17 protein-coding genes and 1 tRNA gene are annotated in these 15,043 nt (G+C 62.2%); 10 read left to right on the forward strand and 8 right to left on the reverse strand.

The window, feature by feature from the left end; all coding sequences use genetic code 11:
• Positions 1-218: 218 nt before the first annotated feature.
• Both HNQ39_RS19785 and HNQ39_RS19790 read left to right on the forward strand, forming a co-directional pair.
• Positions 219-1,013 carry a type II secretion system protein gene (locus HNQ39_RS19785; RefSeq protein WP_184200735.1) on the forward strand — a complete coding sequence of 265 codons (795 nt, stop codon included), beginning with the start codon at positions 219-221 and terminating at the stop codon, positions 1,011-1,013.
• A complete protein-coding gene (locus HNQ39_RS19790) occupies positions 1,010-1,237 on the forward strand; it encodes a hypothetical protein (RefSeq protein WP_184200738.1) in 228 nt (75 codons plus the stop codon). The genes HNQ39_RS19785 and HNQ39_RS19790 overlap by 4 nt, the downstream gene beginning before the upstream one ends.
• Here HNQ39_RS19790 and HNQ39_RS19795 read toward each other — a convergent pair.
• Positions 1,234-2,478, reverse strand: coding sequence for an MFS transporter (locus tag HNQ39_RS19795; protein ID WP_184200741.1), 1,245 nt, complete (start codon positions 2,476-2,478; stop codon positions 1,234-1,236). The two genes, HNQ39_RS19790 and HNQ39_RS19795, sit on opposite strands and share 4 nt — an antisense overlap.
• Positions 2,479-2,536: 58 nt before the next feature.
• Between HNQ39_RS19795 and HNQ39_RS19800 the strand changes: the two genes are divergently transcribed.
• Positions 2,537-3,208: a hypothetical protein gene (locus HNQ39_RS19800; RefSeq protein WP_184200744.1), complete on the forward strand. Its 672-nt coding sequence runs from the start codon at positions 2,537-2,539 to the stop codon at positions 3,206-3,208.
• Position 3,209: 1 nt separating this feature from the next.
• Here the strand turns inward: HNQ39_RS19800 and priA are convergent, their stop codons facing one another.
• Positions 3,210-5,663 (reverse strand): primosomal protein N', encoded by a 2,454-nt coding sequence (priA, locus tag HNQ39_RS19805; RefSeq protein ID WP_184200747.1) that lies wholly within the window; start codon positions 5,661-5,663, stop codon positions 3,210-3,212.
• 32 nt (positions 5,664-5,695) lie between these two features.
• Here priA and HNQ39_RS19810 point away from each other — a divergent pair, with 32 nt between their 5' ends.
• On the forward strand, positions 5,696-6,307 hold the full coding sequence (locus HNQ39_RS19810) for an AlkZ-related protein (RefSeq protein WP_184200751.1): 612 nt from the start codon (positions 5,696-5,698) through the stop codon (positions 6,305-6,307).
• Positions 6,308-6,310: 3 nt separating this feature from the next.
• Positions 6,311-7,045 (forward strand): MotA/TolQ/ExbB proton channel family protein, encoded by a 735-nt coding sequence (locus HNQ39_RS19815; protein ID WP_184200755.1) that lies wholly within the window; start codon positions 6,311-6,313, stop codon positions 7,043-7,045.
• A gap of 3 nt (positions 7,046-7,048) precedes the next feature.
• Here the strand turns inward: HNQ39_RS19815 and HNQ39_RS19820 are convergent, their stop codons facing one another.
• Entirely contained in the window at positions 7,049-7,303 is a 255-nt protein-coding gene (locus HNQ39_RS19820; RefSeq protein ID WP_184200758.1) for a hypothetical protein, read from the reverse strand.
• A gap of 420 nt (positions 7,304-7,723) precedes the next feature.
• On the opposite strand from HNQ39_RS19820, the gene HNQ39_RS19825 reads away from it, so the two are divergent.
• A complete protein-coding gene (locus HNQ39_RS19825) occupies positions 7,724-8,131 on the forward strand; it encodes a hypothetical protein (protein ID WP_184200761.1) in 408 nt (135 codons plus the stop codon).
• Positions 8,132-8,172: 41 nt separating this feature from the next.
• Here the strand turns inward: HNQ39_RS19825 and HNQ39_RS19830 are convergent, their stop codons facing one another.
• Genes HNQ39_RS19830 through HNQ39_RS19845 form a run of 4 tightly spaced genes read right to left on the reverse strand, consistent with a single transcriptional unit; the run spans position 8,173 to position 10,397 of the window.
• On the reverse strand, positions 8,173-8,628 hold the full coding sequence (locus HNQ39_RS19830; RefSeq protein WP_184200765.1) for a fused DSP-PTPase phosphatase/NAD kinase-like protein: 456 nt from the start codon (positions 8,626-8,628) through the stop codon (positions 8,173-8,175).
• A 1-nt stretch (position 8,629) separates the two neighbouring features.
• A complete protein-coding gene (locus tag HNQ39_RS19835) occupies positions 8,630-9,211 on the reverse strand; it encodes a histidine phosphatase family protein (protein ID WP_184200768.1) in 582 nt (193 codons plus the stop codon).
• A complete protein-coding gene (locus HNQ39_RS19840) occupies positions 9,211-9,933 on the reverse strand; it encodes a DsbA family protein (protein WP_184200771.1) in 723 nt (240 codons plus the stop codon). The genes HNQ39_RS19835 and HNQ39_RS19840 overlap by 1 nt, the downstream gene beginning before the upstream one ends.
• Complete coding sequence (locus HNQ39_RS19845; RefSeq protein WP_184200773.1) at positions 9,930-10,397, reverse strand: vitamin K epoxide reductase family protein; 468 nt, start codon at positions 10,395-10,397, stop codon at positions 9,930-9,932. Before HNQ39_RS19845 ends, HNQ39_RS19840 begins: the two co-directional genes overlap by 4 nt.
• Positions 10,398-10,489: 92 nt before the next feature.
• On the opposite strand from HNQ39_RS19845, the gene tyrS reads away from it, so the two are divergent.
• Both tyrS and HNQ39_RS19855 read left to right on the forward strand, forming a co-directional pair.
• Complete coding sequence (gene tyrS / locus HNQ39_RS19850) at positions 10,490-11,692, forward strand: tyrosine--tRNA ligase (protein ID WP_184200776.1); 1,203 nt, start codon at positions 10,490-10,492, stop codon at positions 11,690-11,692.
• Between the two features lie 235 nt (positions 11,693-11,927).
• Positions 11,928-12,902: a hypothetical protein gene (locus HNQ39_RS19855; RefSeq protein ID WP_184200779.1), complete on the forward strand. Its 975-nt coding sequence runs from the start codon at positions 11,928-11,930 to the stop codon at positions 12,900-12,902.
• 99 nt (positions 12,903-13,001) lie between these two features.
• On the opposite strand, the gene HNQ39_RS19860 is transcribed toward HNQ39_RS19855, so the two are convergent.
• Positions 13,002-13,073, reverse strand: a tRNA-Asn gene (locus tag HNQ39_RS19860).
• A gap of 149 nt (positions 13,074-13,222) precedes the next feature.
• Here HNQ39_RS19860 and ubiE point away from each other — a divergent pair.
• Complete coding sequence (gene ubiE, locus HNQ39_RS19865; protein WP_184200782.1) at positions 13,223-13,948, forward strand: bifunctional demethylmenaquinone methyltransferase/2-methoxy-6-polyprenyl-1,4-benzoquinol methylase UbiE; 726 nt, start codon at positions 13,223-13,225, stop codon at positions 13,946-13,948.
• A complete protein-coding gene (locus HNQ39_RS19870; protein WP_184200785.1) occupies positions 13,945-14,940 on the forward strand; it encodes a polyprenyl synthetase family protein in 996 nt (331 codons plus the stop codon). The genes ubiE and HNQ39_RS19870 overlap by 4 nt, the downstream gene beginning before the upstream one ends.
• Positions 14,941-15,043: the final 103 nt, after the last annotated feature.

A 15,043-nucleotide genomic window follows, 5' to 3' on the forward strand; every position in this document is an offset into this window, starting at 1 on the left:
GGAGCGAGCAGAAGAGCAGAGGGAGCGAGAAGCAGGCGATCTACTAGAGCTGTCGGTTCAATACCAGTCGGTGAAGGTCATCACCCACTTGGAGCACGGCTCAGTCTACCAGGGAATACCTATACCTGCCACAAAGGAATTCTGAGGGCGAGTGTCGAACCCTAGACCACGGGCATGGGAGCGCTTCCGTGCCTTGATTCCAGGAGGAACGAACACTGATGCTACGACCGCATCCCAAACGAGGGTTCACCCTCATCGAGCTCTTAGTGGTTATCGCCATTATCGCCATTCTTGCCGCCATTCTCTTCCCCGTCTTTGCCCGTGCCCGCGAGCAGGCACGCAAGACAACCTGCCTCTCCAACCTGAAACAGATGGGCACCGCTATGCTCATGTATGTCCAGGACTACGACGAGACCTATCCCTGGCTCATGCAAGACGGCCGCAACAACGACAATGCGACCGGACTGAGCCGACAGATGACCAATGCGGGGGTGACGCCCAATCTGAATGGCATTCGTGGGCTCTTTATCGACTACACCCTTCAGCCCTATGTCAAGAACCTCGGGCTGTTCAACTGCCCCACTCTCCAGCCGTCGAAGCCGGTCCTGGATGCGTCGGGGCTCCCCATGAACCAGTACGGCTCCTACGGCTACTCCTGGGGAGGCATCGGCCTGGCCCCCTCCCCCCGGATGACCCCGCTGGAGCTCTTCCTACGCCTGGTAGGGCCGTCGCTGGGCGCCCCCTACAACGACCAGAACCCGCAGAACCACTTTATTGCCGGGCAGTCTATCGCAGCGGTGGCTCGTCCCGCCGATGTCGTGATGATCTTCTGTAACTCCTACGGTGCCCATGCCGCCGTCAAGGATGCAGCGGTGATCCCTGCCAGCTTTGGCGGCACGGGTGAGAACGCCAATGGGGCGACCCTCGCGGTCTTTGCCGATGGTCACGCGAAGTATAAGAACGGCAAGTTCCTCGATCTCGTGCGTCTGGTGCTGGAGCCGCTGAACCAATGAAACAAGAGATTCCCACGGGCGTTATTATCGCGGTCGTGGCGGTACTGGTGCTGGGAATTGGCCTGATGCTCTGGAAAAAATCCACCGAGCCCTCGGTCGAGCGGGATGCCCAGGGCAATCTGGTCACGGGAATCGACCCCAGCAAGGTCAAGACCCCCGCAGAGATCAAGGCCGAGATGGACAAGATGGTCCAGCAGGAGAAAGCCGCCAAGGGCGCGCACTAGCTCTCCTTTTCGGGTCGAAGGCTCTCTAGTGGCCCTAGCTCTTGGAGCTGGGGCCACTTTTTTGCGACCCCGAGCACCACGAGTACCGTCCCAATCCCCCCGGTCAGCACCGACAGCACCGCCCCGAGCCACCGCGCCACATAGCCCGACTCCGCGGCTCCCAGCTCATTGGAGATCCCAATAAACACCGAGTTCACCGCCGAGACCCGCCCCTGCATGTGGCGTGGCGTCGTGGCCTGGACCAGGGTGTGGCGGACCACCACACTGATATTGTCCGTGGCTCCTGTCAGGGCGAGCGCCAGGAGGGAGAGGTAGAAGTTCTTGGAGAGCCCAAAGACAATCGTCGCGATACCGAAGCCCGCCACGGCCCAGAGGAGCGCAACCCCAGCGCGCTTGAGCGGCGAGCGGTAGGCGATCGTCAGGCTGACACACAGCGCTCCGACCGCCGGCGCGGCACGCAGGTAGCCTAGGCCGGTCGGCCCCACCTCCAGGATGTCCTTGGCAAAGACCGGGAGCAGCGCGGTCGCGCCGCCAAAGAGCACCGCAAGCATGTCCAGGGAGATGGCGGCGAGAATCAGGGGCTGGCTCCGCACAAACGCCGCACCTGCGGCAAGGCGCTCCAGCACTCCCTCCGTGGTCACCTCGCGCTCCGCCATTGGCAAGGGGCGAAGGAAAAACACACAGATCCAGAAGAGAAACAGTGCGCCCGCCGCGATGGCGTAGCTCGGCCAGGCGACATGGAAGATGGCGAGCAAGAACCCACCGAGTGCCGGGCCTCCCAGCGATGCCAGCTGCCAGCGCGATGTATTCCAGGCAATCGCATTGGCGAGGTCCTCTTGCTCTACCAGCTGCGGCAGGAGCGCGGAGCGGGCGGGATTGGCGGTCGCCTGGAAGAGTGCCTCCACCAAGAGGAGGGCATAGAGGCTCCAGAGCGGCGCATTGCTCCACGAGAGATAGGCAAGGCCCAGCATACAGAAAAAGACAAACGGCAGTGTCCAGAGGAGAATCCCCCGCCGGTCTTTTCGGTCCGCCAGATCGCCTGCGGGCAGTGCGAGTGCGACCACAGGAACCGCCTGAAGGAGCCCCAGGAGCCCCAGTGCGCCCGGATCGTGGGTTCGCTCGTAGAGCTCCCAGCCGAGGGCGATGGAGAAAATCTGTCCGCCCAGTGCCGAGGCAAACCCGCCCAGGGCAAAGAGGCGGTAGTTGGGGGAGCGCAGAGCGGCGTAGGGGTCACGGGACATCAGGGTCAGTTTACCTCTCCCTAGCCAATATCCCGCTCGGTCTGCTATGATAATTGCTATGAAGACAGTACTTCCCATCGCAGTGGTTTCTCTCTTGAGCGCATCGAGTGCCTGGGCACAGAGCGCCCCGGGTGGCCCCCTCTCCCCCTCGGCGGGCTGGGCGGCACAGCAGGCGGGTGTCGGGCCTGTGGGTTCACAGGCGGCGATCCTCAACAAGGGGCTCTTTGCCTTCTCGACCCTGACCAACTCCGCTATCGGGGGCAAGACGGAGTCGGTGCTCCGCTACGCTGTCACGGAGAAGCTCTCCGTGGGGCTGATGCATCTCCAGAAGCAGGCAACGTTGCGCCCGAATGTCAACTACACCCTCACCCCCGAGTCGGTCGAGTCGCCGTCGCTGAATATCGGCTACTACGACAGCAGCGTTGGGGGCAAGGGCTCCGCTTTCTACGCCACAGCGGGGCGCACGATCTCAGACATGGGGCCGATCACCTGGTCGGGCTACCTGGGAGTTGCCAAGGTCAGCAGTGAGAGCGCCCCTCGGCTTCTCGCGGGTGCAGCCGTCCCGCTCCTGAAGAATAAGCTCGTCGCCTCAGCCCAGTGGGAGGGCAAGAAGCTCTCGCTGGGGATCGTCGGCCATGTCGGAACCCTTGGAAAGTACCCCGTGCGCCTCGGGCTGATTGCGGTTGGCGACACGGTGGGAACCCTGGCGGCGACCACCTGGAACCGCTAGGCTAGAGCAGGCTCATCGGGTCGAGGTCGACTGTCAAGCCAAAGCGCTCCGATGAGTTCAGGGAGAGCATTCCGCGCCGCACGTGGGCGCGGAGTGCGTCTCCATCGGCGCATTTCAAGAGCAGGTGCCAGCGAAACTTGCCCCGGAGCCGCGAGAGCGGGCACGGCGCTGGCCCCAGAACTCTTAGCCCCTCGGCATCCCCCAGTCGCTCGGCAAGGACCCGGAGCCGTGTCTCCGGCAGGCGCTCGTCTTCGTCCTGGGCGATGATATTGGCGAGACGCGCAAACGGCGGGTAGCCCAGCTCCTCCCGAAAGACAATCTCCCGCTTGTAGAACAGCTCGTAGTCGTGCTCGGCGGCAGCGGCAATCGACTCGTGCTCGGGATTGAAGCTCTGGAGAATCACATGGCCCGGTTTCCGCCCACGCCCCGCGCGCCCGGCCACCTGGGTCAGGAGCTGAAAGGCCCGCTCGCTGGCACGAAAATCCGGGAGGTTGAGCGCGGTATCGGCCGAGATAACCCCCACCAGAGTCACCCCCGCAAAGTCCAGCCCCTTGGCGACCATCTGGGTTCCGATCAGGATATCGGCCTCGCCGGAGCGAAACTGCCGGAGCATCTTCATGTGGGCGTTCTTCTCCATGGTCGTGTCCCGGTCCATGCGGATCACCCGCGCGGTGGGAAACGCCAGCTTGATCTCCGTCTCGATCTTCTCGGTGCCTATCCCAAAGGGTCGGAGTCGGTTGCCGTTACAGGTCGGGCACATGTCGGGGGCGGGACGCTCGTAGTTGCAGTGGTGGCAGACCAGCCGCGCGGAGCGCTGGTGGTAGGTGAGGGAGACCTCGCAGTTGGGGCAGCGGGTGGTGTAGCCGCAGTCGCGACAGAGCAAGAACATCGAGAAGCCACGCCGGTTGAGAAAGAGAATGGTCTGCTCGCGCTTGGCGAGGCGCTCGGTGATCCCTTCGAGGAGCTGTGGAGCAAAGAGCGCCGGCTGGCCTTTCTTAAAGCCCTCGCGCAGGTCGATGATCTCCACACTGGGCAGCGGGCGAGAGAGAGCACGCTCCCGAAGCGGCAGAAACCCGTACTCGCCCTTTTCGGCGCGCCAGAAGGTCTCCACCGATGGTGTCGCGGACCCGAGAATCACGGTCGCTCCCGTGGCACGGGCACGAGCGATCGCGACCTCACGCGCGTGGTAGCGGGGCGCGGGCTGGTCTTGCTTGTAGCTCCCCTCGTGCTCCTCATCGACCACGATCAGGCCGACATTGGGCAGGGGACAAAAGATCGCCGAGCGTGCCCCAACCACGACATCCGCCTCGCCGCGTGCGATCCGCTGCCACTCATCACGCCGCTCCCCCACCGAGAGCTGGGAGTGGAGCACCGCCACCCGGTCGCCGATGCGGCTGCGAAAGCTATCGACCACCTGGGCAGTGAGCGCGATCTCCGGCACCAGCACCAGCGCCGTTCGCCCCCGCCGGCGAGTCTCCGCGATCGCCCGCAGGTAGACCTCGGTCTTCCCTGAGCCCGTGACCCCATAGAGCAGCGCGACATTGTGGGCGCGGGAGTCCAGGCGCCGCTTGATCTCGTCGAGCGCGACTTTCTGCTCGGGCATGAGCTCTGGGGCGACCACGGCACTCGTGCTGAGCGAGTAGGGGCGACGGCGCTCGGTGATGGTCTCGGTCTGGATCAGGCCGTCGGCCTCTAGCTTCTTGAGCGCAGCGGGCGAGACTCCCGCCTCCGCGACCAGCTTCGAGACCGCGATCGCACCTCCCGCACTGGCGAGCGCTCGAAGGAGCTTCGCCTGTGCCGGTGCCTTGGCCTCGCGCACCTTCGCTGCCTCCTCGGCATCGTCCCAGACCACCAGCAGGCGCGCGGCCTTCACGCGCCGTGCCCCCGTGCGTGGCGGCTCGACCGTCCAGATATCGCGGAGGAGCCCGCGCTCTCGGAGCAGCTTGACCGGCGAGTCCACACGGCTCGCGACGAGCTCTGCCAGCTCCTCCAGGGTCGCGGCCTCGCTGGGACACCCCGCCAGCGTCTCGATCACGAGTCGGTGCGATGCCGTGGTGAGCTCAGGAAGGCGCTCCTCCCAGCCGGACAAGAGCTGGACACGGCGCGTGAGGTGGGCCGCCTGAGCATCGGGGATCACGGAGCGGACGGCGGTGGCGAGGTCGGTTAGGTACTCGCGCGCCATCCACTGCGCGGTCTGGAGCACCGCCCGCGGCAGGCTCGCGCCATCGCCCAGCACCTTGGCCTTGATGGGCTTGATAACCGCCGGGTCGAGGTCCTTGGGCGGCTCGTCCTCCCGGCTGATGACATAGCCAATCGCCTCTTGGCGGCCAAACGGCACGACCACGCAGTCCCCCACCGTCAGCTCGTCCAAGTCCTCCGGGACGCGATACGTCAAGGGCTGCTTAAGGTCAGGGACTTCCACATTGACGATCAGCGAGGCATACACAGCTCCCATTGTACAGTGCAAATCGGGCTATAATGAGTGCGATGATCTCGACTCCCGAAGAGTGTGTGGCCTTTGTGAACGAAGTCGGGCTCTGTGCGTGGAGCCCGGGGACGCCGCTGCCGTCTGTGGCCGAGAACACTCCCTGGGGCGATCAGGCGATGCTCCACACCTGGTTCTGGAAAGACGATCTTCATATCGAGAAGCGGCTCTACTACGGCCAGCTCTGGGGCGCGGGGACTCCGGTCTTTGTGTCTTTAGAGCTCCTCCCCACCCTCATCGCTGCACAGGGGGACTGTGACCCGCGCGATCTTTACGAGAAGAACCGCCTCACCCGAGTCGCGCTGACCTTGTGTGAGCACATCGAGGCCCAGGGACCGTGCGCCAAGAAGAGCCTCCCGTATCCCCCCAACACGAGCCAGACGCCCCCGCTTGTCCAGCTCCAGCAGCACTTTCTCATCACCAAGGTCGGGCTCACGGGGCGTGGGCGTGGGACCTATGGCTACCTCTGGGGGAGCTGTAGCGGATTTTTCCCTGATGCATTCGCGCAGGCGAGCCGACTTGGGGTCGCAGCGGCACGCCAGCAGCTTGCCCAGCGCACGACGCTCTCCGAGGCGCTCCTGCAGAAGTCCCTGCGCTGGCAGAGGCTGGACTAGCCCATGCTTGCCACCCAGCGAGATAGCCCTGCCTACGCCGCGCTCCGTGACAAGCTCAAGGGCCAGCAGCTTCCCCAAGACGAGGTACTGCGGTGCCTGGCTGGTCTTAGCCCTGACCTGGCTGCAGGCTACCTGAGCGCCTGTCTCGCCGAGGAGCGCACACAGCGCCAGCGCCAGGAACGGCTGGTCATCGGGCTCTCGCTGATCGGACTGGTCCTTTGGATCGCCCTCAATGGCTCGGGGGGCTACATGACCGCAAGCGACTGGGCAATCCTTCTGTTTGGCCCCTTGCTGATCGTCGTGGCTGCTGTCCTCGGAGCGCGACGCTTCCGACCGCTTCGCCACAATGCGCTCACGGGTCTACGGAGCGTTGTCACCGATGTTCACGAAAAAGAGAGCCTGCAGGCACTGTGCAGTGCCGCCCAGCTGGTCGATGGCGCGCGGCATCCTTGGGAGGCGGAGGTGGAGCGGCTGCTCCGTCAGCGAATCGCGCAGATTCTGGTGCGGCTCTCCGCAGATGACGGGGCCCTCCTGCCCGAGAGTAGCCGGCAGTTTTTGCTTCAAGCGATTGAGGACAACCGGAGCCCGGAGCTGACAACCAGCGCCTTGTTGGTCTTGGGCTCTGCGCAGGAGGTGGCGGTCCTTCCCCTCGCGGAGACTCTTCTGCGCTCCAGCCTCACCGAGTCGGTACGTGAGGCGGCAACGGAGTGCCTCGCGGAGCTCCGTCGCTCTCCTTAGGCCCTAGCGGTGGATGAGAAGGAGGCCGTCTTCTTCGAGGCTCTCCAAGAGTTTTATGGCAGCAAACTCAGCAAACAACGGACCAATCTCCGACGAGTAGCGTCCCACCCGGTCGCACTCCAGCTGTAGAAGCATGCTCTCGCGGCTCTGAGCACCGACAGGAACCCGCGTCCCCGTACGCACCGCTGCCGTGAGTTGCGCGACAAGCTCCAGTGGCTGTCCCTGTATAAATCGTCCCTCTGAGGTTACTATCCGCATTGTGCCTGTCCTATATACACCGTAAGAGGCCAAAAAGTTTCCCCTACTTCACGGTTTATCGGCAAAAAGTCACATTTACTTTAGGCTAGCATCCCGAATGCTCAGGAGCCCACGAAGTGCGCTCCGGCCCAATAAATAGGCCATACCCAGGCAAAATAGCACGACGAAAACAGCGAGGGCAGGGATTGCCTTGAGTGGACGAAGCAATAAAACGGCCAGAGCCAAGAAAGCGAGCGCAGAGAGACCATCCAGATACCATCGGCGCGGTTGAGTTTTCTGGAGGGAAGAAGGCATGTTATAATATACCCGTTCGTGGAACAAAATCGGTTCCTCGGACGCCCAAATAACTGTGTCTTCCGACACATAGATCTTTGAAGTTTAGAGGAGCCAACCATGCTTCGTTTCCGTATGATTTCGTCCTTGATTGCTATGAGCACCTTGGGTGTGTTCTCGCTCTCCGCACTGGCACAAGACGCCAAACCGGGTGATAAGAAGCCCGCCGGTAAGATGGCACCTGCTGCCAAGAAAGAAGGCCCAAAGCGCGGCCCAGACGGTAAGTTCGTCAAGGCAGATGCCAAGAAGGACGAGACCAAAAAAGAAGGTCCCAAGCGCGGACCCGATGGCAAGTTCGTCAAGGCGGACACTGCCGGCAAGCCTGCGGAAGCGGGCTCCAAGATGGCCGGTGGCAAGATGGCCGGTGGCTCGAAGATGGCACCTGCAGCCAAGTCCGGTGACAAGCCTGTCTGGGATGCCAAGGCCAACCGCTGGCGCCTGAATGGCAAGTTCATCAAAGAGGAAGAAGCCCTCAAGCTGGGCGGCAAGAAGTAAGTCGCTGCCCAAAATAAGACCGGGGCCTCGTGGCCCCGGTCTTATTTTTTTGTCGCTCGCTTCTCAACAGCGCCCTTCAAGTCCTTGAGATAGGTCTTAAAGCCGTACTTTCTCATCTCTGTGTAGGTCTGGGCGAACCCCCACTTACTCTGGGTCACCCGCCAGATCCCGACCATCGCTCCGGTTCGGTCGGCACCGTGCTGGCAGTGGACAAAGACTGGCTCAGACTTCGCGTTCTTGAGGAGCGCCAAGAACTGGGCGACTTGCTTCTCCGTGGGTGCCTCGGCCCCCAGCGGGATGCGAACGCGCTTGAGCCCCAGTGCCTTCACCGCGGCCTCCTCTTCGGCCTGGCCCTTTTTCTCGATCCGCAGGTCGATCACCAGCTTGACCCCTAGGTCTTTGAGCCGCTTGAGACCCGCGGCGGTCGGGGCGGCACCGCGACAGATGCCGGGCTCGACCACCGCGAAGTTAGGTAGGTTTTTCTTGTCTTCTTGCATCTTAGCTCTCAAGGTGCGCGGTATCGTTGACCCGCACCAGTCGGTTGTCTCCCTCGCCCAGCTGGACAACCGAGAGGCTGGTGTTTCCCAGGGTGAAGTAGCGCATTCCCTCCACCGAGTGCCCGGCGGCGGCGGCCAAAATGGCCCGGAGTGCGCCACCGTGTCCCACGACAAGGGCGACTCTTTCCAGCGGGGCAATGGCGTCCAGCACGCGCTCCCAGACACTCTCCTGAGACTCTGCATCGGCGGCGCGCTCATGGCTCCCAGGGGCATACCCCACCTCCGCATGGGTCCTGCCCTCCCATGAGCCAAACCCCCGCTCCCGGAGGCGTGAGTCGGTCTGGAGGGCAAGCCCGGTCTCAAGAAGCGTCGCCGTCTCAACAGCTCGGGAGAGGTCTGAGGCGACCAACCGCTCGGGACGTGGGAGCCCTCCCCGCTCCCAGAGCCGCTGGAGGCGGTCCCGTAGCAAGCGTGCTTGTGCCCGCCCCGTTTCATTGAGCGGGACATCGCACTGCCCCTGCCAGCGGTTCTGCGCGTTCCAGTCGGTCTCACCGTGCCGCACCAATAAAAGTGTCTTGGGCATTACGGTGGTGGCGGCATCAGCGCGGGCTTGGAGCCATCGTCGGGCGGGGGCGGTAGCTTCACAACACCCTTAAGCGCCTCGACCAGCCGCCGGTAGCCCGTAATGATCGAGACCTGATGGGTTTGCTTGTCATGGACGATAAAGGTCGGGGTCTGCGAGACCCCCGCAGCGATTCCCGCCTCTTTGTCCGCATCCACGAGCTTATTGAGGGCGGCGTCCTTGCGCTGAGCCTCAAATGCCGCCATGTCCACTCCGGTCGCCTGGACCGCCTTGACGATCATCTCCTCGGTTAGGTCCTCTTTGGGGCCTTTCATCAGGTTCGCGTAGACGTCCCAGAACTTCCCCTGCTTTGCACAGAACTCTGCAGCCATCGCCGCGGGGCGAGCAAACGGGTGCGGCTCATCGAGCGGGTAGTGCCGAAACCCGAAGTACACCTCGGGAAACTCTTTTCCAAAGAGCTTAACCCCGGAGTCGTAGGCAAACCGGCACGACGGGCACTGGAAGTCCGCAAACTCGATAATCGTTATGCGCGCATCCGGGTTGCCCTTGAAGTGCTGGGTGGTCTTCTTCAAACCATCGAACTTCGCCTCGTCTAAGGGAGCCGGAGTCGGGCTGGGGGTTGGTGGGGTCTCCGGGACGCCATCCTTATTGAAGACCAGAAAGCCTGCTCCCAGCGCAACAATGGCTCCCATGATTGCAAAAAGTTTTTGCTCTGATTTCATGATTTCTTTGTCGTTCCACCGACAAGGGGCCGAAGCCAGTCGGTCAAGAGTAGTAGGAATATACCCGCAATGATGCCCTGGCTGGTCATGCACCACTTGCAAATCTGACGGAGAATATTGACCTCGATGTAGGTGAGCCAGAGAGAGAACCCCAGCGCTCCCACGGCGAGAGCCAAGCTGACCCCCAAGATCTGCCGGCTGCGCTTGAGGTCGTCGGTGCCGGTCCGCAGGAACGAGAGCGCGGCGAGGGCGAGATAGCCAAAGGTCCCCCACATCGCCACCGGGGGGCCGTCCCCCACGGGAAATCGAGAGTACTTGCTCAGCGCGACACCCGCACAGGGCGATGGTGCACCATGGGTCTCGCCACAGGGAATGTCAAGAGGATGAGAGTGCATGCTCCACATGTAGGCGGCGACAACGAGCCCGAAGATGGAGAGGATAAAGACAACGCGATTGAGTACCATCAAACGAACCTCCTTTCTACGTCGCCTATTGTACCGTGGCCCCGCCTTGGAAGTTCCCTCTCCCCTTTGTCTTGGCGTTTTGGCGCGGTAGAATGTCCGATGTGACCATTGAAGAGCAAGTTGAACTCCTCGCGCGCGGCGCGAGCCTTATCGTCCCTGAGAACGGCCTGAAAGCCAAGCTAGAGAAGTCCGCCAAGACCGGTAAGCCCCTCATCGTCAAGCTTGGGCTCGATCCCACTGCGCCCGATATCCACCTCGGCTTTGCGGTGGTCCTGCGCAAGATGCGCCAGTTTCAGGACCTGGGCCACCGTGTGACCATTATTATCGGGGACTACACCACCCTGATCGGGGACCCATCGGGGCGCTCCGCCACCCGCCCGATGCTCTCGTCCGAGCAGATCGCCGAGAACGCCGCGACCTATGTCGAGCAGCTCTCCGTCATCCTCGACCGGGAGAAGACCGATGTCCGCTTCAACTCCGAGTGGCTGGGCAAGCTCAGCTTCGCAGACCTGGTCAAGCTCACCAGCAAGATCACGGTCGCGCAGGTGCTCACTCGCGACGATTTTAAGAAGCGCTGGGACGCCAGCCAGCCGATCTCTCTCCACGAGCTCCTCTACCCCCTCGCCCAAGGCTACGACTCCGTGGCGATCCAGGCCGATGTGGAGATGGGGGGGCTGGATCAGACCTTCAACATCCTCACGGGCCGCGAGCTCCAGAGCGACCCAGAGATCGGACAGGACCCGCAGATTGGCTTCTTCATGCCGCTCCTGGTCGGCTTAGACGGTCAGAAAAAGATGAGCAAGAGCCTGGGCAACTACATTGGAATCGCCGAGCCCGCGCTGAGTCAGTACTCCAAGGTCATGAGCCTCGGCGATGAGCAGATGTCGATGTATTTTCTGCTCTGCACCGATGTGCCCGTCGCGGCGTTTGAGGAGATTCTCAAGGCCCCGAATCCCATGGAGGCAAAGCACCGGCTCGCCACGGAGATCGTGACGATCTACCACGGCCCCGACGAAGCCCAGGCGGCGAGCGCCGAGTGGAAGCGCATTCACTCGGCGCGGCAGTTCCCCAGCGATGCACCGGAGCTTGTTGTCCCCGAGAGCCCTATCAATATTGTCGCACTCGTTCGCCACGCCGGCTTTGCTCCCAGCAACGGCGAGGCCCGACGCCTCATTGAGCAAGGTGGTGTCAAGCTCAACGGTGAAAAAATCTCCGACCCCGCGGCCCTGATTACCATCACGGACAATGCGGAGTTTCAAGTAGGGCGCAAAAACTTCGCGCGCCTGAAGTTATAGGTACGGGTCTTGCACAACAACCAATTCCGGTGTATCTAAACCTATGTCAGAAAATAGGTAGTGTCCTCTGTCTACCTCGAACGTGAACATGTCCTTGGAACAGTCACTGTTAAATCTTGAAATCGTGCTCAAGCTTGGGCTCCGAGCGGCGAAGCAGTGCGTCCTTCCCCCTAAAACCAGAACACGGGATATCTTCCTTTGCCTGGTTGACCACTTTGAGCCACACGTCGGGCAAGTGTCGGATGAGCAAGCGCATGTTCGCATGGAGGACTGGATGGTCCGGTATCCCCAGATCGCGCAGCGCCACCAAGATGCCGACGGCGTGCACCCTGCCCACTCCTTTTTCTATCCCTACGATGAGTTTGATGCCTGGGAGTTCTCTCAACTCGCCGAGCTCTGCGCTCAGGGTTGGGGCGAGATCGACCTCCACCTCCACCACCGTGATGATACGTCGGACTCGCTTCGGGAGAAGTTTCGAGCGGCCATACAGCTCTACCATCAGTCGGGCGTGCTGCCCCTCTGGCCCGACGATAGGCCCGCCTGGGGCTTTATTCATGGCAACTGGGCTCTGGACAACTCGCGCCACGAGCATGGCCGAAATTTTTGTGGCGTCAATAACGAGCTCACCCTGCTTGCCGAAGAAGGTTGCTACGCGGACTTTACCTTTCCCGCCTGGCAACAGAGTGCGCAACCACGGCAGATCAATAGTATTTTTTACGCAGCCGACGATCCCACGCAGCCAAAGTCGTACGACACGGGGGTGACGATCCGGTGCGGCGGTAGGGCATCGGGGACGCTGCTACTCGTCCAGGGCCCCTTGCACGTCTCTTGGAAAAGTACACGCAAGGGCCCTCGGCTCGCGATGGACGATGGCGACCTAGCCTCCTACCGGCGGTACACACCGGCACGTTTAGATAACTGGGTACAGACAGGCATCCAAGTGAAGGGCAGACCAGATCGGGTCTTTATCAAGCTTCACTGCCACGGGGCCGCCGATGCCAACCGAGCCGCGTTGCTCGATCACGATCTTGACACGATGTTTAGCGATGCCGAGAGCCGCTACAACGACGGTAAAAACTACCGCCTCCACTATGTGACGGCCCGTGAGATGTACAACATTATCAAGGCGACCGAAGCAAACTCCCCCCGGCCCATCTCCGAGCTCCGAGACTACATTCTTCGGCGTCCCCCCGTGGCGTCAAACCGCTAAGCAAACCGCCAGGCGAGACAATCCGTTTAAAAAATAAAGAAGAGATGGCGTCACTTTTGCGACGACACCTCTCCTCAAAATCGATTATCTCGATTAAAGCTCCCCCGACTGGATTCGAACCAGTGACCCTTCGGTTAACAGCCGAATGCTCTACCGCTGAGCTACAAGGGAACGGCGAACTGGGTTATACCATGCCTACAGTGGCCGCGCAAGCCTTCCGGAAAAATTGCTTGAAGTCCATTGCATTGGGCACAAAGGGACGGTATAATCCGCTTGTAAGACTTTGTGAACATGTTCACAAAGTCGGTAGAAGAAAGCAAATGACACACCCAGTCTCCGAGCCCCTCCCTGCGCCCGAAGCCAAGCACGACTACGTTGAGGCGATGTTTGATGCGATCGCGCCACGCTACGACCTGCTCAACTCGGTGCTCTCCCTCAAGCTCCATGGACGCTGGCGGCACACGGCGGCGCGTCAAGCAGAGCTCAAAGCGGGAGATCGGGTGCTGGATGTCTGCACTGGCACGGGGGATTTTGCCTGCGAGCTAGGCCGCTGGGTTGGCCCCACGGGAGAGGTGATCGGGACCGATTTCTCCAAGGAGATGCTCCGGTTTGGGGAGCCCAAGCTCGCCAAGCACCCCAATGTGACACTCCAGTGGGCCGATACCCAAGCCCTCCCCTTCCCCGATGCGCACTTCGAGGCGGTCACGGTTGCCTTTGGAATTCGCAATGTCGCCGATACGCAGCAGGGACTTAACGAGATGGCGCGGGTGACCAAGCCAGGAGGGCGTGTGGTCATCCTGGAGTTCAATCGCCCAACCAATCCGGTTGTCGCCTGGGGCTATGGGCTCTATCAGAGGCTCATGCCGGCAATTGGCGGGATGATCTCGGGCCGACGGAGCGCCTATGTCTATCTCCCAGCCTCCATCGATGCGTTCCACTCCCGCGAGCAGCTTAAGACACTCATGGAGACCGCGGGCCTCCACTCCGTCACGGTGACGGACCTCAACTTGGGAACGGTGGTGATCCACCGAGGAATAAAGAAATGACAGCCACTCGCCCGGAAGGGTTGCTTGCGTGCATTGAAGACGACCTCACAAAAGTCGAAGAGCGCCTGGTCGCAGAGACCCGCTCGGATATCGGCGAGGTTCGTGCGATCTCGGGACACACGCTCCTCTCGGGTGGGAAGCGCCTCCGCCCCGCCATTGCGCTCCTCGCCGCACGCTGTGTCGGGCGCTCGTTTGACACACACCGTGCCTACGCTGCCGCCGCGGCGGTCGAGCTGATCCACATGGCCACGCTGATGCACGATGACGTGGTCGATGAGGCCCCCGAGCGCCGTGGCCGCCCCACCGCCAACGCGGTCTATGGCAATAGCATCACGATCTTGACGGGCGATTTCCTCCTGGCGAAGTCGATCTGGCTGCTCTCCCGCGATGAAGAAAACCTCAATTTGGTGCGGCTCTTTGCCGATGTGACGATCGCGATGGCGGAGGGGGAGGTGCTCCAGGCCGCGGTTGCGCGAAACTGGAACCTGAACCTCACCACCTACGAGCAGGTGATCGAGCGCAAGACGGCCCGCTTCCTCGCGGGCTGCACCGAGGCGGGAGCCTATCTGGGGGGCGGCACCGAGGCCGAGACCGCCGCGATGCGCGCCTTTGGTCACCACCTCGGAATCGCGTTCCAGATCGCCGATGACCTTCTGGACTTCTTAGGCGACCCCAAGCAGACCGGCAAGCCGCTGGGAACGGACCTCAAGGACGGCCGCGTAACCCTCCCGCTGATCCACACCCTCGCCCACTGCGACCCGGCAACCCGCGCCGAACTCCTCACCACCCTGGAGCGTGGCCAGGCCCTCACCGACTCGGAGATCGCGGCCCTCACGGCTGTGATCGCCCGCCTTGGAGGCTTCGAGGTCGCACGCCAAGAGGCCGAGCAGCGCATGGAGCGCGCCCTCGCCGAGCTAAACCGCTTCCCCGAGTCCGCCTACCGCGATGCCCTCATCCGCCTCGCCGGCTACGTGGTCGCGCGGGATCGCTAGCGCCGCCGTGTGCGGGGATTGGAAATCCCCGGCACCAAATTTAGGAGCGTCCCGAGGACGCGCAGGATTCGCGTTTTCCGCGCCCACGGGGCGCTCCCACCCT

This window comes from Armatimonas rosea, from assembly GCF_014202505.1.
GTDB lineage: Bacteria > Armatimonadota > Armatimonadia > Armatimonadales > Armatimonadaceae > Armatimonas > Armatimonas rosea.